This is a genomic window from Rhizobium nepotum 39/7 (assembly GCF_000949865.1).
Taxonomy (GTDB): Bacteria; Pseudomonadota; Alphaproteobacteria; order Rhizobiales; family Rhizobiaceae; genus Agrobacterium; species Agrobacterium nepotum.
In genome coordinates this window covers 174279-197959 of the sequence record NZ_JWJH01000001.1, presented here as the reverse complement: position 1 = coordinate 197959, position 23681 = coordinate 174279, and the positions used below count along the sequence as shown (strand labels likewise).

The following is a 23681-nucleotide window of genomic DNA, read 5'->3' as shown; positions in this document are numbered from 1 at the left end:
TCATCTCCGTAAATCGTTCAAATAAATCATTATCGCCTGCCTGCAAGCCAGATCAGATAAGGCGCACCGGCAAGAGCCGCGAAAAGTCCGAGCGGCAGTTCATAGGGAAATGTCACGGTTCGCGCCCCGAGATCGGAAAGCGCCATCAGCACCGCACCGAACAGAAACGAAGCGTACAGATGGTCACGCGGCGTGGTGAAACCGGCGCGAAGCGCAATATGCGGCGCCATCAGCCCGACGAAACTCAACGGACCGACCAGCAGCGAGGCGGCACCAGTGGCAATGCCGGCCACCGCAATGACAGCGATGCGCGCCGCGCCGAGCGGCAGGCCGAGGGAGAGCGGCACATCCCGGCCGAGCGGCAGGATCGTCAGCCAGCGCGTCACCGACAAAGCGGCAGCCAAGAGCACAACGGAGAGCACCGCAAGAAAGATCGCCGAAGCGGGCCTTGCGGTTGAACCCGAACCGCTGAGCCAAGAAAGAATTTGCCAGGCCCGCTGGTCACCGATGGCAAGCAGCGCCGAAAGCACCGCCGAGCAGAGCGAACTGATGGCGATGCCCGCGAGCAATATTTTTTCCGGCGCCAGATGCCGGCGCACCGAAAAGAACAGAACGAGGATCATCACGGCCGCCGAGCCGATGCCGGCGCCGCAAAACAGCTCGAACAGGCCTGCGGCCGGAAAAAGCGTGATGGCGGCGGCAAAACCGAGGCCCGCGCCGCCGCTGACGCCGATTACTTCCGGGCTTGCCATGGGATTGCCGGTGAGCCGCTGTAGTAGCGCACCGGCCGTCGCCAAAAGACCGCCGGCAGCGCAAGCTGCCATCAGCCGCGGCCAACGGAAGGGCAAAAGGCTCTGCAGGTCGCCAGCTTTCAGCACCGTCCAGCCCTCCGGTCCCTTGCCGATGGCGAGTGCGGCAAAAACTAGTCCGGCCATGATGACAAGCACAGGCAGCAGGGCCGCAAGCCGGCGTCTTGTCGCAAGGTCCACACCTTCGGTGCGATGCACATCGGTCGGTCGGATTTTCGGAAGCAGCCACAGAAGCAGCGGTCCGCCGATCAGGGCCGTTACCGCACCCGTTGGAAAAACTTCGGCTGTCGTCGCCGCCAGAAGCTGCACGAGACCGTCGCAGAACCAGAGCAGCAGACCTCCCATAAGCGGCGAAACGAACAGCACGGAGGATGCCCGCCGCACGCCGAGTGCCCGGGTAAGTGCCGGTGCGGCAAGGCCGATAAAGCTGACGAGACCGACCGCTGCGGCAACGAAGGCGGCGAGCATGACCGCGACGGCAGCAACCGCCAGCCTGATAGAAAACAGCGATACGCCAAGCGAACGCGCACCGGAATCACCAAGGCCGAGAACCGTGAGTGGTCTTATCAGCAACCCGGTCAGAACGAGACCCGCGAGAAGTTGGGTGGCAAGCAGAAAAGCGTTCGACCAGTCCTGCTGGCTGAGCGAGCCGCCATTCCAGACGATGAGCGACATCAGATATTCGCCCTGCGCAAGCGTCAGCGCGGCGGAAACGGAGGCGGCAGTGATACCGACCAAAAGCCCTGATACCACCATGGTCACCGGTTCGAAGGACCGCCGCCAGCCGAGAAGGAACACGACGCCAGCCGCTGCGGCGCCGCCTGCCAGAGCGACCAATGCGCGATTGCCATCCAGTACCGAGGGAAAGAACAGTGTCGCGATGACGATTGCCAGCTGGGCACCGGCGGAGATGCCGAGCGTGGAGGGATCGGCAATCGGATTGCGCAGCAATTGCTGGAAAAGCGCACCCGACAATCCCAGCATCGCGCCCGCCAGAATGGCGACAGCCACACGCGGCATCAGGCTGAATGCGAAAATGACCTGATCGATCGACATGGTCGCGGCATCGAACGGCAGGCCCGGCCACGCGCCGAGAGGCAGTCGCATCAGCCCAGCATGCAGGGAAAGCCCGCAGGCCAGAAGAAAGACGAGCCCGAAAACAAACTGGAGAGGCCGCGCCGTCACAATGCTTCCCCCCGCGTTGTCAGAGCCTCGGTCAGAAGCCGCGCGAAACGCATGGCTGCGGTGATGCCGCCATAGGGGCTGATATTACCGACCGTGACCACGCGATTTTCTCGTACGGCCGGAAGCGTGCGCCAGATGGCGCTGTTGCGCAGGCTTTCACGAGCCTCCACCGGAATATCGGAGACGATGACGATGCGCGCATCGGGCGAACGGCCGAGGTTTTCGAGCGGAACCGGGGCTGCGAAGGTGAATTGCGAATGGTCGATCCAGGCGTTGCTCAGGCCCAGCCGGCCGAGAACATCACCGAACATGCTGTCTTCACCGAAAGCGCGGAAATGCCGGGCGTCGCCAATGTTGATGATATAGGTCGGCCTTTCTGCAAAGGCTTCAAGGCGCGTCCGCATGGCTTGCAGCGCATGGTTCGCCGCATCCAGAACCTTTCGCGCCTCCTCGGTCCTGCCAAGCTTTTCGCCAAGAGCGGCGACAGCGGCAAGAGCCTTTTCAAACGGCGGCTCCCCCGGCACGTAGAAAGGCAGCGAAAACACCGGCGCTATTGTTTCGAGCCGGCCGGTGTAACGCGTGTAGAAAGGCGAAATGAGAATGAGGTCGGGCCGTGTCAATTGCAGAAGCTCGAAATTCGGCGCGCCCCTCAGACCAAGATCGGCGACGGTTTCAGGGATATCAGGCTCGACGGCACCTTTCCTGAACTGGATAAGCTCGGTTGCGGCAACAGGCATGACGCCGAGCGCCGCGGATGTTTCCAGCATGGCCCAGTCGATCGCGGCAATACGCGGCGTCACCGCCGCTCGCGCCGGTGCAGCAACAATCGAAGTGGCGAGCAGCCCCAGAAATTCCCGCCGCCGCCAAACGGGGCACATCAATCGATCCCTGCGCTTCATGCCCCTGCTGCTTTACTTGATGCGGCATATCACCGGTGGTCCATAACCGTAATAGCATCCGAAAGTGGAGCAACTAGAAATATATTCTTTGTCAGTCAAGTTTTAGACGAGAAGGGATGCAACGGGAGCGAAAAAACCGCCGCCATCCGTTTGGATGATAGGTGGCGATACAGCCAGTCCCGGACTGACGTTCATCTTCCCGCCATGCGGTACGGCATAGTGTGACACTTTCATGACAAGCTTTCAGGTTGATGTCAGGTAAACGACGCATTTGCCATTGATCGGCCTCGCGGCAGCCTGAATACACACGTTTCGGAACGTTTCCTGCTACCGCCGGCACATACGGATCTGGTGGAACCGACAGTGGCACTTTTTACTGCGAAAGCGACAGGAAACGAAACATATCGGCCGGAAATCGGCAGCGTGCCTCTCAGCCTGCTGACGGCGATCTATCTGCTGTTTTTCACCAACCAGACATTCTGGTCGAAGGTCCATACCTATTTTTCCGCCTATCCGGTCGCCATCGTCGCGCTTTATGTTGCCATGGTGGCGCTCTTCGGTGCCTTTATCACGATTTTTTCCGCCAAATACCTCATCAAGCCGTTTCTGATCTTCCTGATATTCGCTGCGGCAGCGGCCTCCTGGTTCATCGACCGCTACGGCATCGTCATCGACAGCGACATGATCCGCAACGCCGTAGAGACGACGCCGGCGGAAGCGGGCAATCTGATGACCCCCGGCCTCTTGTGGCATCTGGTTATCTACGGGCTGGTGCCCTCGCTCGTCATCATCACCGTTCGCGTCAGGCATCGGCCGATCCTCGAAAAGCTGCTGTGGAACACGATCAGCATCCTGATCTGCCTCACCATCGTCGGCATCATCAGCTTTACGAATTCCAAGACATTCACCACCGCTATCCGGCAGCACAAGGACATCGTCAAAAGCGTCAATCCATTGTCGCCGATCTTATCCGCCGTTCACTATTTGACGCAGGCCGAAAAGGAAGTCGCCATACAGGTTAGCCCGATCGGTAAGGATGCAAAGGTTCTTGCTGCGCTGGGCGACGTCCACAAGCCGCGCATCACCGTCATCGTGGCCGGAGAAACCGCCCGCGCTGCGAACTTTTCCCTCAACGGCTATGGGCGCGACACCAATCCTGAACTGGCCAAGCGCGACGTGATCTATTTCCCGAGCACGACCAGCTGCGGCACCGCGACGGCGATTTCCATTCCCTGCATGTTCTCGAAATTCCCGCGTTCGCAGTACAGCCACAACAAGGCGCTCGCCAACGAGAACGTCATGGATGTTCTCGTCCATGCGGGTATCGGCGCGACATGGCTGGACAACAATACCGGCAGCAAGAACGTTGCCGACCGCATTCCCTATTTCGACCTGCCTTCCACCAATGACGCCCGCTTCTGCACCGGTGGAGAATGCCGCGACGACATCTTCTTCGACAAGCTCGACGCCTGGCTCGACAATGTCAAGAAAGACAGTGTCATCGTGCTGCACCAGATGGGCAGCCACGGACCGACCTATTATCTTCGCTACACCGACGAGTTCCGGAAATTCACCCCTGACTGCCGGACCGCCGAACTTGGCAATTGCACAGATGCCGAGATCGTCAACTCCTACGACAACACGCTTCTCTACACCGATCATTTCCTGTCTACGGTGATCGACAAGCTGAAGGCGCGCTCGGACAAGCTGGCAACGGGCATGATCTACGCCTCGGACCATGGCGAATCGCTTGGTGAAAACGGCGTCTACCTGCATGGTGCGCCCTACCTGCTCGCGCCCGACCAGCAGACCCATGTACCGTTCCTCGTCTGGTTCGACGACGATTTCGCCAAATCCATGGGGTTGGACCGCGCCTGCCTCACGAAAAGCGCCGCGCAGGGCGGACGCTCCCACGATAATTATTTCCACAGCATCCTTGGAATGATGAACGTCTCCACTTCCGTCTACGACGCCTCGCTGGACGTGTTCGGTGGCTGCACCCAGCGCCAGAATAGCTGAACAGACAGTGCTTGACGCTTATCCCGCGAAAGCGATACGCAGGACGATGCGATAGAGGAGCTGTCTTGCGGGTTCTGCTTGTTGAAGACGATCAGGTGCTGGGAGAGGCGCTGCGGGACCATGTCGCCGCGGTCGGCCACGCTGTGGACTGGTTCAAGACGCTGGACGACGCCACGGCAGCGACACTGACCATGGCTTACGGCCTGATCCTGCTCGACATGCGGTTGCCGGATGGCGAGGGTATCACCCTTTTACAAGCCCTGCGCAACCGGGATGACTCGACACCCGTCATCATTCTGACTGCGCACGATCAGGTCTCCGACCGGATTGCCGGGCTGAATGCGGGCGCCGACGACTATCTGGTCAAACCATTCGATCTCAACGAACTTTCGGCGCGCATGCTGGCCGTCTCGCGGCGTTACGAGGGTCGCTCCGCTCCCGTCATCCGCCTGCCGGGCCTGGAAATCAACCAGGTGGCGCGCAATATCATCGTTGACGGAACGGCGCAGACGCTCAGCGCCAGAGAATGGGCCGTGCTTGAAAAACTGGTCGAGCATCCCGGTGCCGTCGTCTCGAAATCGCAATTGCACGATACGCTTTACGAATTCGGCGCTGAAATAGAAAGCAATACGGTCGAGGTCTATATCAGCCGGCTGCGCAAGAAAATCGGCCATGACCGCGTCGAGACCGTGCGCGGCGTCGGCTACACCATCAGATAGGCAGAATGGCAGGTAGGCAGACATGGCCAGACCGACAAGCATGACCCGCAAGCTGGTCACGGCGCTGACCAGCGTTGTCGCCATATCCTGGCTCATCGCCTGCGGGCTTGGCGTCATGGTGATGCAGGACGAGTTCGCCGAGATTTTCGACGCCGGCGTTGAGGAAACCGCTGAAAGGCTGCTGCCGCTGCTGGTAGACGATCTCAGGGAAAACAACACAGGTCCCGCCTCGCAGAAACTCAACCAGTCGGCACATGCGGCGGAATATCTGACCTATCAGGTTCGCGACCGGGAAGGACAGGTCGTGTTGCATTCGCACGACAGTTCGACCGAGCCTTTCGAGGTCTCGCTCGATCCCGGCTTTTCCGAAACGGCGACACAGCGCATCTTTACGGTCGCCACACCGGACGGAAATTATTTCCTTCAGGTCGCAGACGCCTTCGCCAACCGGCGTGAGGCGATCGAAGAAGCGGGCACGGCACTTTTGCTCCCCGTTCTCATTCTCATCCCCGCCAGCATCTTCGCCGTCATCGTCGTGGTGCGAAAAACCCTCCAACCGATCCAGACCTTGCGCGACGAAATCGGAAAGAAGGATGGCGGCAATCTCGCCCCGCTGGAAACCCTGCCGTTTCCGGCCGAACTCCATCCCATCGCCCGCTCGGTCAATCTGCTGCTCAGACGGCTGAGATCGACAATCGAGGCGGAGCGGGAGTTTACCGCCAACAGCGCCCATGAATTGCGCACGCCGATTGCCGGCGCGCTGGCGCAGGCCCAGCGGCTGCATGCCGATATTCCGCCCGAATTCGCACCGCGTGTGGAAAATATCGAAAAATCCCTGCTGCATCTCGGCCATCTTGCCGAAAAACTGCTTCAGATGTCGCGTGCCGAAGCACGGATCGGGGTAACCGATACGGTAAACGACCTGATCCCCGTTCTCGAACTCGTCATCGACGACATGAGCAGAACGGCAATCGGCACGTCCCGTCTCCGCTTCACCAATCGCTGCGAAGGCGGGCTGCACTGCAAGATGGGCACGGATGCCTTCGGCATCATCGTCCGCAATCTTCTTGAAAACGCGCTGATCCACAGCCCGGCGGAAAGCCCGGTGCAGATACTGGCCGAAGAGAACGGCACGATCCGTGTCGTCAATTCCGGCGTGGCAATCGACAAGGCGCTACTTCCCAAACTGACGACACGTTTTGTCAGAGGCCCGTCCAAGGCGGATGGCACCGGGCTTGGCCTCGCCATCGTCAAAAGCCTGATGGAACAGATTGGCGGCGAGCTTGTGCTTTCCTCTCCCGCCCCCGGCAGACAAGATGGTCTCGAGGCCCGCATCGTCCTTCCGATCGACGCCGCCTGAAAGCGTTGAAAACGAAAAGCCCCGCCAGAGGACGGGGCTTTCATCGGTATAGATCGCGGCCGCTTAATCCTCGTGGATATGGCTGTGATCGCGCGTATCGCGCATCTTCACATAGACCACCAGCGACAGCGCGATCATGATAGTCACATACCAGAAGAACCAGTTTTCGTGGCCGATCTGCTTGAACTTCAAGGCAACGAATTCAGCCGTTCCACCGAAAATGGTGTTCGCCAACGCATAGGGCAGAGCGACGCCGAGCGCCCGGATATGGGCGGGGAACATTTCCGCCTTCACCACCGCATTGATGGAGGTGTAACCCGTGACGATCAACAGGCCGACCAGAACGAGAGCGAATGCCTTGATCGGGTCGGTCGTCGTCGCCAGCGTGGTGAAGATGAGATAGGTGAACAGCGTTCCGAGAATGCCGAAGCCAACCATCAGCGGCTTACGACCCACCTTGTCCGATAGCGCACCGGCGATCGGCTGGCACAGCATGAAGACGAAGAGTGCTGCCGTGGTGATTTCGGTCGCACTTTCCTTGCTGAAGCCGGAGGTATTGACGAGGAACTTCTGCAGATAGGTCGTATAGGCGTAAAAGGCGAGCGTGCCGCCTGAAGTCAGCGCCATGACCATCAGCGCTTCCCTCGGATAGTGCTTGAACAGCGCCCATCCGCTGGATTTCGGCTTGTCCGCCCCGCCTGCCTTGGCGTTTTCGAAGGACTGCGTCTCGGCAAGGCCACGGCGAATGTAAAACACCGCAATCGCAAGAATGCCGCCGATGAAGAAGGGGATACGCCAGCCCCAGGAACCGAGCTGTTCCGGCGACAGGACGCGCTGCAGAACGAGCAACACCGCCAGCGCCAGAAGCTGGCCGGAAATCAGCGTCACATACTGGAAGCTGGAGAAAAAGCCACGGCGGCTCTTTCCAGCCATTTCGCTGAGATAGGTCGCGCTGGCGCCATATTCGCCGCCGACACTGATGCCCTGCAAAAGGCGGGCGAAAACCAGAATGGCCGGCGCGGCGATGCCGATCGTCTCGTGGCCGGGCGTGACGGCGATCATCAGCGAGCCGAGGCACATCAGCGTGACGGACAATGTCAGGCCGGCCTTGCGGCCCTTGCGGTCGGCATAGGTTCCCATGAACCACGCCCCGATGGGCCGCATCAGAAATCCGACGGCGAACACGGCCGCCGCGCTCAGCAACTCGGCTGTCTGGTTTCCGGAGGGGAAAAACACCGGTGCGAAATAAAGGGTAAACGCCGAATAGACGTACCAGTCGTACCATTCGACGAGGTTGCCCGCCGATCCGCCGATAATGGATTTCAAACGGGTTTTCTGATCCGGTGCCGTGGCAGGACCATTTGCCATAATATTCACGGGTAAACTCCAATTCATCTTCGTCTGGAGATGGAAGGGCGAACGGAAGGTGTGATAATTTGTCGCTCTCAGAGGGGGTATATACCCGTCATATTGCAATGCGCAAGTTTACACCGCATCGCAGCATGATGATGAACACCCTGGTTCCCGATCTTCCGCGCCGGACCGTTACAATCCGTCTTGTAACCCACCCATGCTCGAACTAAAAAATATCAATGATTTACGATATATCCGACGTCCAGATCGAAAAGCTGCTCATTCCCGCCGCCCGTGCGGGGGAAGCGCTGGCGCGGCTGGACGAGCGGATAGACCGGTCGCCGATGAAGCACGGTTTCATCGGGAGGCAGGATTTTACCGATGCGATTTCATCCATGTGGGTCGATGGCGAACTCGTCCATATGGAAGATCTCGTCCTGCATGACGCCCACATGGATGTGCGGGCGCCCACCCATGAAATGACGGCGGCGCACCGGATTCTCCGTTCGAGACGGCTGATTTTTTCCAATGCACCGGGCTGGGCCTTCACGGCGCCCGGGCTTATGCGCCTGCGGGGCAGGACGGCAATAGCGGCCGACGAGACGGCATTCAGCAAGGAAACTGTGGAGCATTCCCACGACGGGGAAGCGGACACAGAAAGGGAGACCCCGCTGGATGGAGCCTTTTCCGAACTGGACGCGCTTCTGGCGCGAAGCTCCGCCACCCTGGAGGCGATCACCGCCGGCACCACGCTGCGGCCGATAACATATCGGGACGAAGGCCATCCGATGGTCAACGATCCCGACTGGGATGAGGAGGAAAGGCTGAAAGAATGGCGGCAGGTCCATGGCCGCACGGAAGAACTGCCGACGATCCTGCGAACCGCAATCCTGCTGGATGCCTGGAACATGATTGAGGTTCTGCAACGCAGCCCCTGGCTCGGCAGGCTTCTGGCCGCCGCCTTTCTGCGCGACGGGGCTGTCGCTCCCGATCACCTGCCGGCGCTTAGCGCCGGTCTTCGCGCGGTTCCACGCGAGCGCCGACACGCCAGAAACAAGACGCAGCGCCTCCTGGCGCTTCTGGACAGTTTTTACGAAGCGGCACTCGCCAGCATGAAGGAACATGACAGGCTGACCCACGCCAGAGAGCGCATGCTGCGCAAACTGGCCGGACGGCGCTCTTCCTCGCGTCTGCCCGAACTGGTGGAACTGGTGGTTACCCGGCCGGTGGTCTCGGCAGCGATGATCGTCAAGGAACTCGGCACCACGCCGCAAGGCGCGATCGGGCTTGCCAATCAGCTGGAATTGCGGGAGGTCACCGGCCGTGGCCGTTTCCGCGCCTGGGGCATGCTTTAGCGCAAATCGCTCTACCATATTCCACTAAAACCTCGAAAAATCGTACTTTTTTGACCCCTTTCACGACTGAAAAATGCCGCGATCACGAAACTTAACAAAATTTAACTATTGCGTAGGTGGGTGAAGCAGCTATGTTCCCGCTGCGTTGCAGCAACGATTTTTTCTCCGGCAACGCGGCCGCATTCGGCTCTGGCAACTTTTTTTGCCACCCGCATTAAAGTGTCCACCATGAGGGAGATGCAAAAATGACAATTTCAGTCTCACAACCCGATTCTGATCACGAAACAGATGCTCCTTTCGCCCGAAAGGTTTTGACGGCACGCAATCTCGCCGGATATTCGGTCGAACAGCTCGCCATTACCTGCGGCCTGACGGCCAGCGAAATACGCGCCCTGGAAGACGGCACGGACAGCGATCCGTCGCGCATCAGGCGCGTTGCCGCCGCCCTGCATATTCCTGTCGAAACCGTTATCTGATCGTTCGGAACGATCCGAGCCAAATCTCAGCGCCGCCGGGACGATGTTCACGGCAACATCCGGGCGGCGCGCGTACTGGCTGAACGCCGCCACACCCTCCGGAACATTTTCCGCACCGCTCTCTTAACATTTCCATTCTCCGGCACCACATGATGTCCGCACGGGTCATGTTCGGCATGTGGCCCGTTTTCGCGAGAGCAGCAACAACCTCCGGAATCCTGCCATGACACTCACTCTCGACACCGAAGAACCGGTTTCTTCAGCATTGGATGAATTGTGGCCGGCAGAGAAAACGGAAATTCTCGACTGGCTCGTCACCGGCACGAAGGACGAGCGTTTTATCGATGAGATATTCGTGGAGCTTTGCGCCAGGCTGCGGGAGAGCGGAATTTCCGTCGCGCGGGGCGTGCTCGCCTTCCGCATTCGCCATCCGCAATGGCTTGGCGCGCGGATATTGTGGAAAGCCGGCATGTCGTCCGCCGAGATCGCCACCTATGGCTATGGATCGGAGAACACACCCGAATATCTGAACAGCCCCATCAGCGACATCCACCAGGGCGCCACCGAGATCCGCCACCGGCTGAACGGCGACGACATCGACCAGCCAGGTTATACGATCTATGAGGAACTGCGCGCCGAAGGGCTGACGGATTATTTCGCATGGCCGATCGAACACACGTTCGGCAAACGCCATGTCGCCACTTTTTCCAGCGACCGGCCAGGTGGCTTTTCAGAAGCGGAAGTCCTCACCCTGAAAAATCTGCTGCCGGCCCTGGCGCTGGTCAGCGAGATACGCCTGAAAAACCGTATGACGCGCACCCTGCTTGAAACCTATGTGGGTCCGCATGCGGGCGAAAAAATCCTCAATGGTGCAACGACGCGCGGCAGCGGCATAACGGTGGGTGCGGCGATCCTGATCTGCGACCTGCGCAATTTCACCCATATTTCCGACCTCTGGCCACGCGATGACGTCATCGAGCTTCTGAACGGTTATTTCGACGCCATGTGCGACCCGATCGAGGAGTTCGGCGGCGAAATCCTGAAATTCATGGGCGACGGGCTGCTGGCGATTTTCCCGCTCAGCGATCCGCAGGCCTGTGAAAACCTGCTGAAAGCCATTGCCAGCGCGCAAAAAAGCCTCGTTGCCCTCAATGAAATCAATCGCCAGAAAGGCCATGACCCTCTGGGTTATGGTATTGGCGTCCATGTCGGCGATGTCATGTACGGCAATATCGGCTCAAAAACCCGCCTCGATTTCACCGTCATCGGCCCTGCCGTGAACATTGCGTCACGGCTTGAAACGCTGACCAAGGAGACCGGCCGCAGCGTGCTGTTTTCCGAAGAATTCGTCCGTATGGCCGGATACGAGGACAGACTGGAAAATCTGGGTCCATGGCTGCTGCGCGGCCTCGAAACCCCGGTCGAGGTTTATGCACTTCCCCAACATTCGGCCGAGACGCCTTCCATCGACTGATCACCCGCAAAGACTTGGCACCCTGCCCCGACGCTTTTTCTACGCAGCGGCCAACCGTGCTGCATGGTCTTCCCGAGGGAATGATTTCGGCCGTCCCGACCATCGTCAAAACGCTTGACACACCTCCGATGTCGATCTAGCAAAATAGAACATATATTCCATATCGAAACATTGTTTGCGTTCATATTCTGTCTTTCCGGGAGTGAAAGACGGGTGTGAGAAACCGGAGGAAAGATGGTTACGAAATTGGCACTGCTCGGCGCTGGACGGATCGGCAAGGTCCACGCCAAGGCGATCACCACCGACAGCCGTGCGAAGCTGGTGGCCGTTGTGGACGCCGCGGCCGGTGCTGCGGAAGCAATCGCCCGCGAAGCACAGTGCAAGGTCAGCACGATCGACGAGGTTCTGGCCGACAAGACGATCGACGCCGTCATCATCTGCACGCCGACCAACACCCATGCCGACCTGATCGAACGTTTCGCCCGTGCCGGCAAGGCCATCTTCTGCGAAAAGCCCGTCGATCTGGATGTGACCCGGGCGGAAGCCTGCGCCAAGGTGGTCGAGGAAACCGGCGCAAAGGTGATGCTCGGTTTCAACCGACGTTTCGATCCGCATTTCCAGGCCGTGCACAAGGCAATCGAGGACGGCCGCATCGGCAAGGTGGAAATGGTAACCATCACCAGCCGCGATCCCGGCCCGCCGCCGGCCGAATATATCAAGGTTTCCGGCGGTATTTTCCGCGACATGACTATTCATGATTTCGATATGGCGCGTTTCCTGCTCGGCGAGGAAGTGGACAGCGTGTTCGCCACCGGTTCCGTTCTCGTCAATCCGGAGATCGGCACTCTCGGCGATTTCGACAGTGCCAGCATCATTCTCACGACGAAAAGCGGCAGGCAGGCGATCATTTCGAATTCGCGGCGCGCGACCTATGGTTACGACCAGCGTATCGAAGTGCACGGTTCGCTCGGTTCGGCAGCGGCCGAAAACCAGCGGCCGGTCTCCATCGAAATCGCCAATGCGGAAGGCTACACCCGCCCGCCGCTGCATGATTTCTTCATGACGCGTTACACGGCGGCCTATGCGGCAGAAATTGCGGCTTTCATCGATTGCATCGAAAACAATGTCGCACCGGCGCCCTCTATCAAGGATGGGCTGATCGCATTGAAACTGGCCGACGCCGCGCTCAAATCCGTGGCCTCGAAGTCAGCGGTGACGATCGGCTGACGTTACAGAAATCAGTCCGTAACCGGACATCCTGTCCGCCCCGCGCTAACGCATGGCGGACAGGAAAACAGGTATTTCCGAAACCTTTCGCCCGCATCAACGTCACTCTCAAGCCTCACCGGGGAGAGGTGACCTTCGCACTTGCATGGCAGCTATTCGGAAAATAAGGTTGTCTGACAAGATGCGGCTGTAACATATGGTTGCTATCCACCTTATTCGCGCCGAATCCTCTTTTGTCGCCAACAGCCGGACAGCGGTTTATTTATGCCATCACCCAAGACCGGTTATCTTTATGCCTTTGTCGCCTTCACGATCTTTGCGGCGCAGGATGGCATATCGAAACATCTGGGCAGCGCCTATCCGCCCGTCTTCGTCGCCATGCTTCGGTACTGGGCCTTCGCCGTCTTCGTTTTGCTGATGGCCGCAAAATCTTCGGGCGGCATCCGGGGCGCCGTCATGGCCAACCGTCCCTGGCTGCAAATCGGCCGTGGCGTCCTTCTTGCCGTACAGATCGTTTTTTCGATCTTCTCCTTCGCCGTTGTCGGGCTGGCGCACAGCCATTCCATCCTCGCCTCCGCACCGCTGATCGTTGCAGCACTTTCCGTACCCTTGCTTGGCGAACATGTGGGCTGGCGACGCTGGTGCGCCATTTTCGTCGGTTTCATCGGCGTTCTCGTCATTCTGAAGCCGGACGGTGAGGGTTTCGACAACACCCTGATGATCACTTTCGTCGCCGCTTTCATGCTGGCACTTTACAGCGTCCTGACCCGCCTCGGCAGCAAAAGCGATTCAGCGATGACGAGCTTCTTTTATACCGGCGTCGCCGGTGCGGCCGCGCTGACGCTGGTTGGTCCATTTTATTGGGTGAGCCTCGCTCCCCAGGATTGGGGCTGGATGCTGGCGCTGTGCATTACCGGCATGAGCGGCCATTATTGCCTGATCAAGGCGTTCGAACTGGCGGATGCGGCCTCCGTACAGCCGTTTTCCTATTACCAACTCGTGCTCGTCTCCATCATCGGCGTCACCGTCTATGGCGAGATCGTAACATCCAATATGGTTCTGGGCGCAGCAATCGTGATTGCCGCCGGCCTCTTCACCATCTGGCGCGAACATGTGGTCGCGCGGAAGGAACGCCGAAAGGCTGACTAGGCCCATCCTTCAAGCCCGTTGAACGCTCTCTCAGAGGAGAGCCGCCTCGCAGCGCAGCAGCATCCCGAACAGGTCGCGCGGCTCATCCGGATCGGCCAGCAGATCCAGCTCCGTGTAAAGCCCGGTGGCGGCCAGTTTCGAGCGCACATAACGCAACGCCGAAAAATCCTCGGTCGCGAAACCAACACTGTCGAACAGCGTGATCTGCCTGTCGTTTACCCGCCCCTGCTTTTCACCAACAATAACCTGCCAAAGCTCTACAACGGGGTAGTCCCCGGGTAGTTGCTGGATTTCGCCTTCGATGCGCGTCTGCGGCGGATATTCGACGAAGATATCCGACCGCAACAGAATGTCCCGGTGCAATTCCGTCTTGCCGGGGCAATCGCCACCGACGGCGTTGATGTGAATGCCGGGACCGACCATGTTGTCGGTCAGTATCGTCGCATATTGCTTGTCGGCCGTGACGGTGGTGACGATATCCACACCTTCCACCGCCCCTTGCGCGCTGTCGCAAATCTCGATGGTAAAACCCTGCCCGGCAAGATTGCGGGCGCATTTTTCGCTGGCGGATCGGTCTATGTCGAAAAGCCGCACCGTGTCGATGCCGAGAATAGCCTTGAAGGCCCGTGCCTGAAATTCGCTCTGTGCGCCATTGCCGATGATGGCCATCGAGCGGGAATTTTTCCGGGCGAGATGTTTTGCCGCAACGGCCGAGGTGGCCGCCGTGCGTAGCGCCGTCAGGATCGTCATCTCGGTCAGAAGCAGCGGATAACCGTTGCCGACATCGGAAAGCACACCGAATGCCGTTACCGTCTGGCGGCCCTCCTTCATGTTTTTCGGATGCCCGTTGACATATTTGAAGCCATAAAGCGTCCCATCGCTGGTCGGCATCAGCTCGATGACACCCTCCTTCGAATGCGACGCAATGCGCGGGGTCTTGTCGAAGCTTTCCCAGCGGCGGAAATCCTCCTCCACCACGTCGGCAAGCTCGCGCAGAAACGTATCGATCCCCACCCGGAGCACAAGTTTCATCATGTGATCGACGCTGACGAAAGGTACGATATTGAGGTTCGGTATTACCGTCATCGGATCATTCCTTTCAGCCGGCCCGCGTTGGGCGGTCCATAACCCGCTTACCCATCAGGCTGGCGGCGAGATCGACCATCAGGGTCGCCGTCCTGCCGCGCTCGTCGAGAAACGGGTTCAGTTCCACCAGATCGAGGCTGCACACCAGCTCGCTATCATGCAGCATTTCCATCACCAGATGCGCCTCACGGAACGTCGCACCGCCCGGAACCGTAGTGCCGACCGCAGGCGCAATCGACGGTTCAAGGAAATCGACATCGAGACTGACATGCAACAGGCCGTTTACCGCCTGAACCCGCGCCAGGAATGCGCGCAGCAGAACCGCGACGCCGTGTTCGTCTATCGAGCGCATATCGTGAACGGTGATGCCGCTGTCTTCCAGTGCGGCCCTCTCGGCCGGATCGACGCTGCGGATACCGATCATGCCGATATTTTCTTCAGGAACCGCATGGGACAAAGGCGGGAAATAACCCGCAAATCCGTCGCGGCCGCTGAAATAGGCGACCGGCGTGCCATGCAGATTGCCGCTGCGCGTCGTCTCCAGCGTATGATAATCGGTATGGGCATCGAGCCAGAGCACGAAAAACGGCCGGCCGCTCTCCGCCACCCGGCGCGCCATGCCGGCGACGGTTCCGGCCGAAATCGCGTGGTCGCCGCCGAGAAAGATCGGCACGGCGGCGGCACTTTCGCGATAGGCGGCCTCCGTCAGCGCCTCGGTCCAGGCCACAGTCTCGGCCAAGTGGTGCACCGCCGGATTGGGATGGCAGAATTCCCTGAGCGGCGCCGGCGTCACATTGCCGATATCGACCACCCTATGGCCCAGATCTTCCAGAGCGCGCGCGAGACCGGCAATGCGATACGCACTCGGCCCCATTTCACACCCCAATTGCCCGGCGCCGATTTGCAGCGGCGCGCCGATCAACCTGATATCCATTCCATCCCTCGCTTTTCCCAACCGAATAGCCTCACTAGATCACAGAGACATGGCGGAATGAACATAAAATATTGGCAATATTATCGAAATAGGCTATCGACTTGATCAAATCTATTTATCAGAATGGCTATCAATGGATATTCTCGACGAACGGCTCGTGACCCTTTTGCGGCATAACGGCAGACGCAGCATTTCCGATCTGGCGATCGAGACGGAAACCTCGCGTGCGACGGTGCGGTCGCATATCGAAAAAATGGAAAACGATGGCACCATCATCGGTTACACCGTCATCCTGCGTGCCGATGCGGTGGAAGCGGCGATCCGCGGCATCATGATGATCGAGATTGAAGGCCATGTGACGGACCGGGTCATCCGCACGCTCGGCGGTTTCCCGGAAATATCCGAAATCCACACCACCAACGGCCGCTGGGACCTGATCGTGGAACTCAACGCCGCGACACTCAGCGATTTCGACGCCGTTCTGCGCCGCATCCGCCTTGTGCCCGGCATCACCGGCAGCGAGACCAGCCTGCTCCTATCCACACCCCGATCGACCCGCGCCAGACTTTAGCCAAAGCGACCAGAGACAAAAGAACGGCGAAAACGCATTTTTCTGTTTTTTCGACTTGCGCCCAAAGATAAATCATCTATATGACGACCCACCAAAGCGAACGCAGCCATGCGCTCAAGGCCTTTGGGGAATAGTTCAATGGTAGAACGACGGACTCTGACTCCGTTAATCTTGGTTCGAGTCCAGGTTCCCCAGCCAATCTCTTCTCACATTAAATCAAGTGGTTATGCGGAACCGAATGCCGAGATATCCGGCATTTCACATTCCGTCGCTCACCAGTCCGCCGCGCAATGCTTTCTCTCGGGTGCTTCGTTTGCGCATCACGGCGGCTGGTCCGGGATGATCCACCAGAATAGTTGTACGAGGTCGTTCCAGAGCCTGACGGTGTCATCGATCATCGATGTCACTTCTGAATAGGCGTAAATGGCCAGGAGCGTGAGAGCCGCCAGCAGCAGCCATGGCCAAATCGGTCGTTTTGGCTGTGTGGCATGCTGGTCTTTTTCATCGAGGTTCAATCGCAGTCTCCCGGTTCGTTTCGAGACTATGACAAAAAGCGGTACGACCACAATGACACGCGCTTTTTCCACGAGCGCTACTCCTGGTACGAATATAACGGCTGGGAAATTGTCGGCTACCCCGCAAGCGGTCAGTGGTAAACTGAATTGTTGATGAGTGCAGGCCTGCTCACGAAGTGAGGCCTGCCGTTCTTGCAAGCCGGCCTATTCCCGATAAACAACAGCGCCGCCGGTCAGGCCGGCCCCCGCGGCGGTCAGTAGCAGCGTCTCCCCCTCAGCGAAGCGCCGTTCGGCATTGGCAACGGAAAGCGAAAGCGGAATGGTCGCGGCAGACGAGTTGCCGAAGGTCTCCACCGTGCGCAGCGTCTTTTGCCGGTCGATGCCGAGATTGCCGCAGACGGCGTCGAACATGCGGGCATTGGCCTGATGCGGCACGAAACGGTCGATATTGGCCGCTTTAATTCCGGCCTGTTGCAGTACCCGCTCCGAAGTCTGCGTCATCATGGCCACGGCGCGGGAGAAAACTTCGCGTCCGTCCCGCATCGTCATCAGGGTATCTTCGGCAGGCGTATCAGCGGAAAAAGGCTGACTACTGCCGCCCGCCGCAATCTGGATCAGGTCATAACCGCTGCCATCGGAAACGAGATCGGCCGACAGCAGGCCACGCTGCGCATTCTGACATGGCGCGAGCACAACGGCACCGGCAGCATCGGCGAACAAAACCGCACTTGCCCTTTCCGCAGGATTGATACGGCGGCTCAGAATATTTGCGGCGACAACCAACACGGCACGGCCCTGGGTGCGGACAAAGCCGTCTGCAAGGGTAAGCGCATAAAGAAAACCGGAGCAGGCCCCGGCGAGATCGATCGCGCCCGATCGCGTCAGGCCCAGCCTGTGAGCCAATAACGGGCCGGAAGGCGGCAGAAGATGGTCCGGTGTCGAGGTTGCCAGCAATGTCAGCGCAATATCGTCGGAGTTGATTTTCGCATCTTCCAGCGCCATGCGGCCGGCTCTTTCCGCCAGACCGCTCAAGGTCTCGCCTTCTTCAGCCCAATAACGTGTGCGGATACCGGTCCGTCGTTCGATCCAGCCAGCCTCCAACCCAAGACGCATCTCTATCTCGGCATTGCCGACGCATCGCGCAGGAACTGCATGCCCGAAACCGGCCATGCGGGAAGAACGTGTCTGCATTGTATTGTCAGGCCTTTCGAGGATGGTTTGGGATCCCGCCCGCGCGCGATTTTGCCGGAGCGGCTTCGGTCACGATCGAGGCCACTTCATCGATAGCGTCGAAGGCGCGCGCCAAATCTTGCGCCGTCGCACAATAGGGCGGCATCAGATAAAGCACGTTGCCGAGCGGGCGGATGACGAACCCGCGCTCACGGAACAGTTGCCGCATGCGCGGCCCCGCCTCGGCGAGATAACCACCGGAGGGCACCACGAGATCAAGCGCCGCGATGGTTCCCAATTGGCGGATGTTGGCGAAACGTCTGTCACCGTCAAACCGCCCCAGGTTCGTATTCAGCGCGTCTTGCAAATGCCCGATGCGCTGCATCACAGGTTCGTCCCGCCAGACCTGCAGATTGGCGACGGCGGCCGCACAGGCGATCGGATTGGCGGTGTAGGAACTCGAATGGAAAAAGGTCTTGCGGCGATCGGTTGAAAAATGCGCTTCGAAGATGCCGCCGCTGCACAGCGTTGCCGCCAGCGGCAGCGAACCACCGGTCAGTCCCTTGGAGGTGCATAGAATATCCGGCGAAATCCCCGCCTGTTCACAAGCGAACATGGTTCCCGTCCGGCCCCAGCCCGTCATCACCTCATCGGCGATCAGCAGGCAATCGTGGCGCTCGGCGATCTGTTTCAGCCCGGCCAGAACATCTGCGCCGTAAACCTTCATGCCGCCGGCGCCGAGTATCAACGGCTCGATCAGCAGGGCAGCGACCCGGCCAGAACGGCAGAAACTCTCGAACATGTCCAGCGTCTGCTGCTCGCGGCTATGTTCTGGAAAAGCAAGCCGGTCGACGCCGAAAAGCAGGGGTTCGTAAGCGGCATTAAACACACCACGTTCACCGGTAGACATGGTGCCGATCGTATCGCCATGGTAGCCATGCTCCATGACCACGATGCGGTCGCGCTTTTCACCGCGATTGTGAAAATAGCCAAGCGCCATTTTCAGCGCCACTTCCACCGAGGTCGAGCCGCTGTCGGAATAAAATACGTGGCTCAGCCCGGCGGGCGCGAGTTCGATCAGCCCTTTGGCCAGCGTCTCGGCCGGTTCGTGGGAAAATTCGGCGAAGATGATCTGGTCGAAGGTCTCGGTCGCGGCGCGAATGGCCGCCATGATTGCCGGGTGACGGTGACCGTGGGTGATGACCCACCAGGATGAAATGGCATCGAACAGCCGCTCGCCATCCTCGTCCACCAAAAAGGCGCCCTCCGCAGAGACGATGCGTTTCATCGGCGGCTCCAGCCCGTGCTGGGTGAAGGGATGCCAGATGGGCGAACGGTTCATGCCGACACCTCCAGAAAATCAGCGAGATCGAATTGGTGAGCGAATGCATGGTGGAGCGCCTTGGCGGTCATCTCCGGCAGGTTGGGCAACCGGCCAAGCGAACGAACCCCACCAATACCAGTAATGACGCGCTGATTTTCCTGGTTCTCATCTCCTATGAAAACCACGCCCTGCACCGGAATGGTTCGCTGCCGCAGCGCCTCCAGCGACAGCAGCGTGTGGTTGATGGTGCCGAGCGAAGTTCTGGCGCACAGGATCAACGGAATCTGCCAGCGGGCGAAGATATCGGCAAACAGCAATGTGTCGGTCAGCGGCACCAGCAGCCCGCCTGCCCCTTCGATCACCAGCGGCCCGTCCGTTTCCGGCGGAAGCAGAAACTCAGGCTCGATCGTCACATTTTCAAGGCGGGCCGAAAGGTGCGGTGATGCCGGCATTTTCAGGCGATAGGCTTCCGGCAGGATGCGCGCGCGCGGCACGCGGCCCAGCCGCTCCACCGCCTCGCTGTCGGTCTCTTCCTCCAGCCCGGATTGCACGGGCTTCCAGTAATAAGCCTGCAAAGCGTGGGTGAGTGCTGCGGAAAAAACCGTCTTGCCAATGCCCGTATCGGTGCCGGAGACGACGAAACGCGGATTCATTTCTCCTCCTCCATAGCGAGGGCGAGCAGCCCGATCATGTCGGAGATCTGGCTTTCATCCACATTGAGCGTGAGGGATATGCGCAGGCGCGCCGTGCCTTCCGGCACCGTCGGCGGGCGGATCGCGCGCACGTCGAAACCGCCGTCCCGCATACGCGCGGCAATCCTTAGCGCACGGGCATTGTCGCCGATCATGACAGGCAATATCTGTGAGCCGCTGGGCATCACTCCAAGGCGAGAACGCAATTGTTCGCCGGCGAAGTTTATCAGTTCTTCCAGCCGCGTGCGTCGCCAGGGTTCATCGGCGATCATCTGCAAGGCCTCCCGCACAGCTGCCGCCATCAACGGGGACGGCGCGGTCGAATAGATGAAGCCGCGAGCGCGGTTGGTGAGATAGTCGGCAAGAACCGCAGGCAGGCTTAGAAGCGCGCCGCAGAGGCCGAGCGCCTTGCCACAGGTGTGCAGTGCCACCAAATTGCCCCGGCCTTCCAGTTCCGCAGCAAAGCCACGCCCACCCTCTCCAAACACGCCAGTGGCATGCGCCTCGTCAACGACGAGGAAGCCGCCGTGTCGTCCGGCGAGATCGGCAAGGGCTGCAACCGGCGCCCGGTCTCCATCCATGGAATAGAGGCTCTCCACCGCGATCCACGGGCGACCTTTGCCGCCCGCCTGCCGCCAGCGGTTTATTTCCCGTTCGAATGCCTCGACCTGATTATGTGGCACGGCCACCGCCTTCGCCTTGCCGGCGGCAATGCCGTCATGGACGCTGGCATGGATCAGCGCATCGTGAAGGACGAGGTCGTCTCGCAACGGCAGTGCAGAAAAAAGCGCGACATTGGCTGCAAATCCGCTGCCGAAATAGATCGTCTTTTCCGCCCCGAAAAATGCCGCCGCCTCCGCTTCAAGCGCCTCATGTTCGGGATGATTGCCACGCAGCAGCCGCGAACCGCCGGCACCGACAGGCACACCTCTTTCGATCGCATCGGCAATCGCCGCCTTCAGTCGGGGCGCATCGGCAAGCCCGAGATAGTCGTTGGAGGTGAAGTCGACACCCTGCCGGGCCACGAGCGCCCGCAGCCGCGATTTTCGGTTCAGACCGGCAAGCTTCGCCTCATAGGGGGAGAGCGCCGACGAATTCACCGGGTCTCTCCCGCTTCCACCGTTTGCAGCTCCATCGGCTTCAGGCCAAGCCGCCGGAACAGCGCCGTATCATGATCCTCGCCCGGATTATCCGCCGTCAGCAGCGTCTCGCCGACGAAGATGGAATTCGCCCCGGCCAGAAAACAGAGTGCCTGCGTCTCGTCGCTCATTTCCGTGCGTCCGGCGGAAAGGCGCACATGCGAGCGCGGCATCAGGATACGCGCGAGGGCAATGGTGCGGACGAAATCGATTGGGTCGACCGGATCGGCCTTGGCGAGCTTCGAGCCGGGGATCGGGATCAGCATGTTGATCGGCACACTTTCCGGCGGAACCGGCAGATTGGCGAGCGTTACCAGCATCGAAATCCTGTCATCGACCGTTTCTCCCATGCCGAGAATGCCGCCGGCACAGACTTTCATGCCGGCATCACGAACATTGGCGAGCGTTTCCAGCCGATCCTCGAAGGTGCGGGTGGTGATGATCTGCGAATAAAACCGCTCCGACGTATCGACGTTATGATTATAATAATCGAGCCCGGCATCGGCCAGCCGTTCGGACTGTTCCGGCGTCAGCATGCCGAGCGTCATGCAGGTCTCCATGCCGAGCGCCTTAACGCCTTCGACCATGGCCACCACCGCCTCCATGTCGCGCTCCTTGGGATTGCGCCATGCCGCTCCCATGCAATAACGCGTCGCGCCGCCTTTCTTCGCCTTGCGCGCTTCGGCCAGCACCCGCTCAACCTCCATCAGCTTGGACGCCTTCAGACCGGTCGGATTACGGGCGGATTGGCTGCAATAACCGCAATCCTCCGGGCAGCCGCCGGTCTTGATGGATAGGAGGCGGCTCATCTGGATGGCGTTGGCATCGAAATGGCGACGATGCACCTGCTGGGCGCGAAACAACAGATCGTTAAACGGCAAATTATAGATAATTTTCGCTTCCTCCAGCGATGAATCCGTTTCGACTATAGGAGATTTCGCCGGATTTGACTCTATTTTCGTGACAATCTGATCCATTTGGCAGCCTCCGGTTAGAATAAATAGATAGAACTTCTTTTTATCTATTTTTTTTAACGCACCTTTTGCAAGAGCTTTTTTCGGAAAATTGCCGGGTGTCGGATCGAAGAGAATAGGCGGGACCAGATCGCAGGATTTTGAAGGGCGATTAAGCGGAGGAGAAAAACACCCCGCAGAAAAGATCGGAATCGCCCCCATGGCGCAAAAAGCCGGCAATTGCTAAGGGTGAAACATGATTAAGCTTCGCCCCTCCACCAGCCGCGACACGACCCGCATCCTTGAAATCTGGAGCAAGGCTGTCGACGCCACCCATGATTTTCTGCTTCCGGCGGATCGAACCGCTATCGGGGATGAAGTTGCAGCATTTCTTCCGCAGGCACCTATGACGCTCGCTGTGGAGGGGTCGGATCGGCCCCTTGGTTTCATGTTGCTACATGAAGGGCATATGGAAGCGCTTTTCATCGATCCGGACCAGCATGGCAAAGGGATCGGGACGGCCCTCGTGCAGGCGGCGCTCGCCTTACATCCAGCGTTGACCACCGACGTCAACGAACAGAACGCGCAGGCCCTCGGCTTTTATCGCCGGCTCGGCTTCGAGCCGACGGGACGCTCCGACCTTGACGGGCAGGGACGGCCCTATCCGCTCATTCATCTTCGATTTTGCGCAATGAAAAAATGAGCCGCCGGACCGGGTTATCGGGCTCGGTTGATGGTTATGAGCGATATCCATTGACAAATGTCGGGACTGCGGCTCTTCTACAGCGCATGAGTGGGATGTTGCGAACATCGAAATTGATGGCACTGTTGTTTAGACTGGTGATGATATTGTCACTGGCAGGCTACAGCGTTTCCACTGTCAATGCCGCAATGCATGGTCCCAACGCTGCGGAAATGCAGCACACCCAGTCCGCCATGACGATGGATCACGGTTCGATGACGGACCATGGCGGCTCGGCCATGACATCCGGTGATCACCACAACATGGATGCGGCAGAACACGAGAGCGGCGTTAAAAAGCCTGTCAAACAGGAATGCTGCAACGATTTTTGTCTCGGCATGGCGGTGCTGATTTCGCATGACGCCCTTGGCGGACCAGTCGTCACTTCCATCCGTTCTTTCTTCGACGACAGCAAGACCGTGGGCCAGACCCCGTTGCTTCACCGTCCACCGAATATCTGAACAGGCAAGGCCCGCCTCTCGGGCAATGATCGTGCGTGAGCGGCTTTAGCGCCGTCGCGCCGTTGCATC

Annotated in this window: 22 protein-coding genes and 1 tRNA gene; 12 read left to right on the top strand and 11 right to left on the bottom strand. The window is 59.3% G+C overall.

Annotation, left to right across the window (positions count from 1 at the left end; all coding sequences use genetic code 11):
• Positions 1-29: 29 nt before the first annotated feature.
• Both fhuB and RS75_RS00865 read right to left on the bottom strand, forming a co-directional pair.
• Positions 30-1994 carry a Fe(3+)-hydroxamate ABC transporter permease FhuB gene (gene fhuB, locus RS75_RS00870; RefSeq protein WP_045016446.1) on the bottom strand — a complete coding sequence of 655 codons (1965 nt, stop codon included), beginning with the start codon at positions 1992-1994 and terminating at the stop codon, positions 30-32.
• Positions 1991-2893 (bottom strand): iron-siderophore ABC transporter substrate-binding protein, encoded by a 903-nt coding sequence (locus RS75_RS00865; RefSeq protein WP_045016445.1) that lies wholly within the window; start codon positions 2891-2893, stop codon positions 1991-1993. Before RS75_RS00865 ends, fhuB begins: the two co-directional genes overlap by 4 nt.
• A gap of 351 nt (positions 2894-3244) precedes the next feature.
• Here RS75_RS00865 and RS75_RS00860 point away from each other — a divergent pair, with 351 nt between their 5' ends.
• The 3 genes from RS75_RS00860 (at position 3245) to RS75_RS00850 (ending at position 6991) form a co-directional block, all read left to right on the top strand.
• Entirely contained in the window at positions 3245-4912 is a 1668-nt protein-coding gene (locus tag RS75_RS00860; RefSeq protein WP_045016444.1) for a phosphoethanolamine transferase, read from the top strand.
• 65 nt (positions 4913-4977) lie between these two features.
• Positions 4978-5631, top strand: coding sequence for a response regulator transcription factor (locus RS75_RS00855; protein ID WP_045016443.1), 654 nt, complete (start codon positions 4978-4980; stop codon positions 5629-5631).
• 22 nt (positions 5632-5653) lie between these two features.
• The gene (locus RS75_RS00850) at positions 5654-6991 is read left to right on the top strand and encodes a sensor histidine kinase (RefSeq protein ID WP_045016442.1); all 1338 of its coding nucleotides are present in this window, start codon (positions 5654-5656) and stop codon (positions 6989-6991) included.
• A gap of 63 nt (positions 6992-7054) precedes the next feature.
• On the opposite strand, the gene RS75_RS00845 is transcribed toward RS75_RS00850, so the two are convergent.
• The gene (locus tag RS75_RS00845) at positions 7055-8359 is read right to left on the bottom strand and encodes an MFS transporter (protein ID WP_045016441.1); all 1305 of its coding nucleotides are present in this window, start codon (positions 8357-8359) and stop codon (positions 7055-7057) included.
• A 224-nt stretch (positions 8360-8583) separates the two neighbouring features.
• Here RS75_RS00845 and RS75_RS00840 point away from each other — a divergent pair, with 224 nt between their 5' ends.
• The 5 genes from RS75_RS00840 to RS75_RS00820 all read left to right on the top strand — a co-directional run bounded on the left by RS75_RS00840 (position 8584) and on the right by RS75_RS00820 (position 14025).
• Positions 8584-9699, top strand: a complete 1116-nt coding sequence (locus RS75_RS00840) for an RHE_PE00001 family protein (RefSeq protein WP_045016440.1) — start codon at positions 8584-8586, stop codon at positions 9697-9699.
• 245 nt (positions 9700-9944) lie between these two features.
• Positions 9945-10175 (top strand): helix-turn-helix domain-containing protein, encoded by a 231-nt coding sequence (locus tag RS75_RS00835; RefSeq protein WP_045016438.1) that lies wholly within the window; start codon positions 9945-9947, stop codon positions 10173-10175.
• A gap of 223 nt (positions 10176-10398) precedes the next feature.
• Positions 10399-11649, top strand: a complete 1251-nt coding sequence (locus tag RS75_RS00830; RefSeq protein ID WP_045016435.1) for an adenylate/guanylate cyclase domain-containing protein — start codon at positions 10399-10401, stop codon at positions 11647-11649.
• Between the two features lie 234 nt (positions 11650-11883).
• The gene (gene iolG / locus RS75_RS00825) at positions 11884-12876 is read left to right on the top strand and encodes an inositol 2-dehydrogenase (protein ID WP_045016434.1); all 993 of its coding nucleotides are present in this window, start codon (positions 11884-11886) and stop codon (positions 12874-12876) included.
• Between the two features lie 264 nt (positions 12877-13140).
• Positions 13141-14025, top strand: a complete 885-nt coding sequence (locus RS75_RS00820; RefSeq protein WP_045016432.1) for a DMT family transporter — start codon at positions 13141-13143, stop codon at positions 14023-14025.
• Between the two features lie 30 nt (positions 14026-14055).
• Here RS75_RS00820 and RS75_RS00815 read toward each other — a convergent pair whose 3' ends face one another.
• Together RS75_RS00815 and rocF are read right to left on the bottom strand one after the other, a co-directional pair.
• Positions 14056-15111: an ornithine cyclodeaminase gene (locus tag RS75_RS00815; protein WP_045016430.1), complete on the bottom strand. Its 1056-nt coding sequence runs from the start codon at positions 15109-15111 to the stop codon at positions 14056-14058.
• Between the two features lie 13 nt (positions 15112-15124).
• Positions 15125-16045 carry an arginase gene (rocF, locus tag RS75_RS00810; RefSeq protein ID WP_045016427.1) on the bottom strand — a complete coding sequence of 307 codons (921 nt, stop codon included), beginning with the start codon at positions 16043-16045 and terminating at the stop codon, positions 15125-15127.
• Positions 16046-16178: 133 nt separating this feature from the next.
• On the opposite strand from rocF, the gene RS75_RS00805 reads away from it, so the two are divergent.
• The gene (locus RS75_RS00805) at positions 16179-16616 is read left to right on the top strand and encodes an Lrp/AsnC family transcriptional regulator (protein WP_045016426.1); all 438 of its coding nucleotides are present in this window, start codon (positions 16179-16181) and stop codon (positions 16614-16616) included.
• A gap of 124 nt (positions 16617-16740) precedes the next feature.
• Positions 16741-16814: transfer RNA gene (locus RS75_RS00800), tRNA-Gln, on the top strand.
• A 122-nt stretch (positions 16815-16936) separates the two neighbouring features.
• Here RS75_RS00800 and RS75_RS00795 read toward each other — a convergent pair.
• From RS75_RS00795 to bioB, 6 genes are all read right to left on the bottom strand, one after another.
• Positions 16937-17131 (bottom strand): hypothetical protein, encoded by a 195-nt coding sequence (locus RS75_RS00795; RefSeq protein ID WP_045016424.1) that lies wholly within the window; start codon positions 17129-17131, stop codon positions 16937-16939.
• Positions 17132-17335: 204 nt separating this feature from the next.
• Positions 17336-18322, bottom strand: coding sequence for a beta-ketoacyl-ACP synthase III (locus RS75_RS00790; protein WP_045016423.1), 987 nt, complete (start codon positions 18320-18322; stop codon positions 17336-17338).
• A 7-nt stretch (positions 18323-18329) separates the two neighbouring features.
• Complete coding sequence (locus RS75_RS00785; RefSeq protein WP_045016421.1) at positions 18330-19643, bottom strand: adenosylmethionine--8-amino-7-oxononanoate transaminase; 1314 nt, start codon at positions 19641-19643, stop codon at positions 18330-18332.
• On the bottom strand, positions 19640-20278 hold the full coding sequence (gene bioD, locus RS75_RS00780; protein ID WP_045016418.1) for a dethiobiotin synthase: 639 nt from the start codon (positions 20276-20278) through the stop codon (positions 19640-19642). Before bioD ends, RS75_RS00785 begins: the two co-directional genes overlap by 4 nt.
• On the bottom strand, positions 20275-21417 hold the full coding sequence (locus tag RS75_RS00775) for an 8-amino-7-oxononanoate synthase (RefSeq protein ID WP_045016416.1): 1143 nt from the start codon (positions 21415-21417) through the stop codon (positions 20275-20277). The genes bioD and RS75_RS00775 overlap by 4 nt, the downstream gene beginning before the upstream one ends.
• Positions 21414-22433 (bottom strand): biotin synthase BioB, encoded by a 1020-nt coding sequence (gene bioB / locus RS75_RS00770; RefSeq protein ID WP_045016414.1) that lies wholly within the window; start codon positions 22431-22433, stop codon positions 21414-21416. Before bioB ends, RS75_RS00775 begins: the two co-directional genes overlap by 4 nt.
• A gap of 232 nt (positions 22434-22665) precedes the next feature.
• Here bioB and RS75_RS00765 point away from each other — a divergent pair, with 232 nt between their 5' ends.
• Together RS75_RS00765 and RS75_RS00760 are read left to right on the top strand one after the other, a co-directional pair.
• Positions 22666-23112: an acetyltransferase gene (locus RS75_RS00765; protein WP_045016412.1), complete on the top strand. Its 447-nt coding sequence runs from the start codon at positions 22666-22668 to the stop codon at positions 23110-23112.
• A gap of 86 nt (positions 23113-23198) precedes the next feature.
• Positions 23199-23612, top strand: a complete 414-nt coding sequence (locus RS75_RS00760) for a hypothetical protein (protein WP_200893608.1) — start codon at positions 23199-23201, stop codon at positions 23610-23612.
• Positions 23613-23681: the final 69 nt, after the last annotated feature.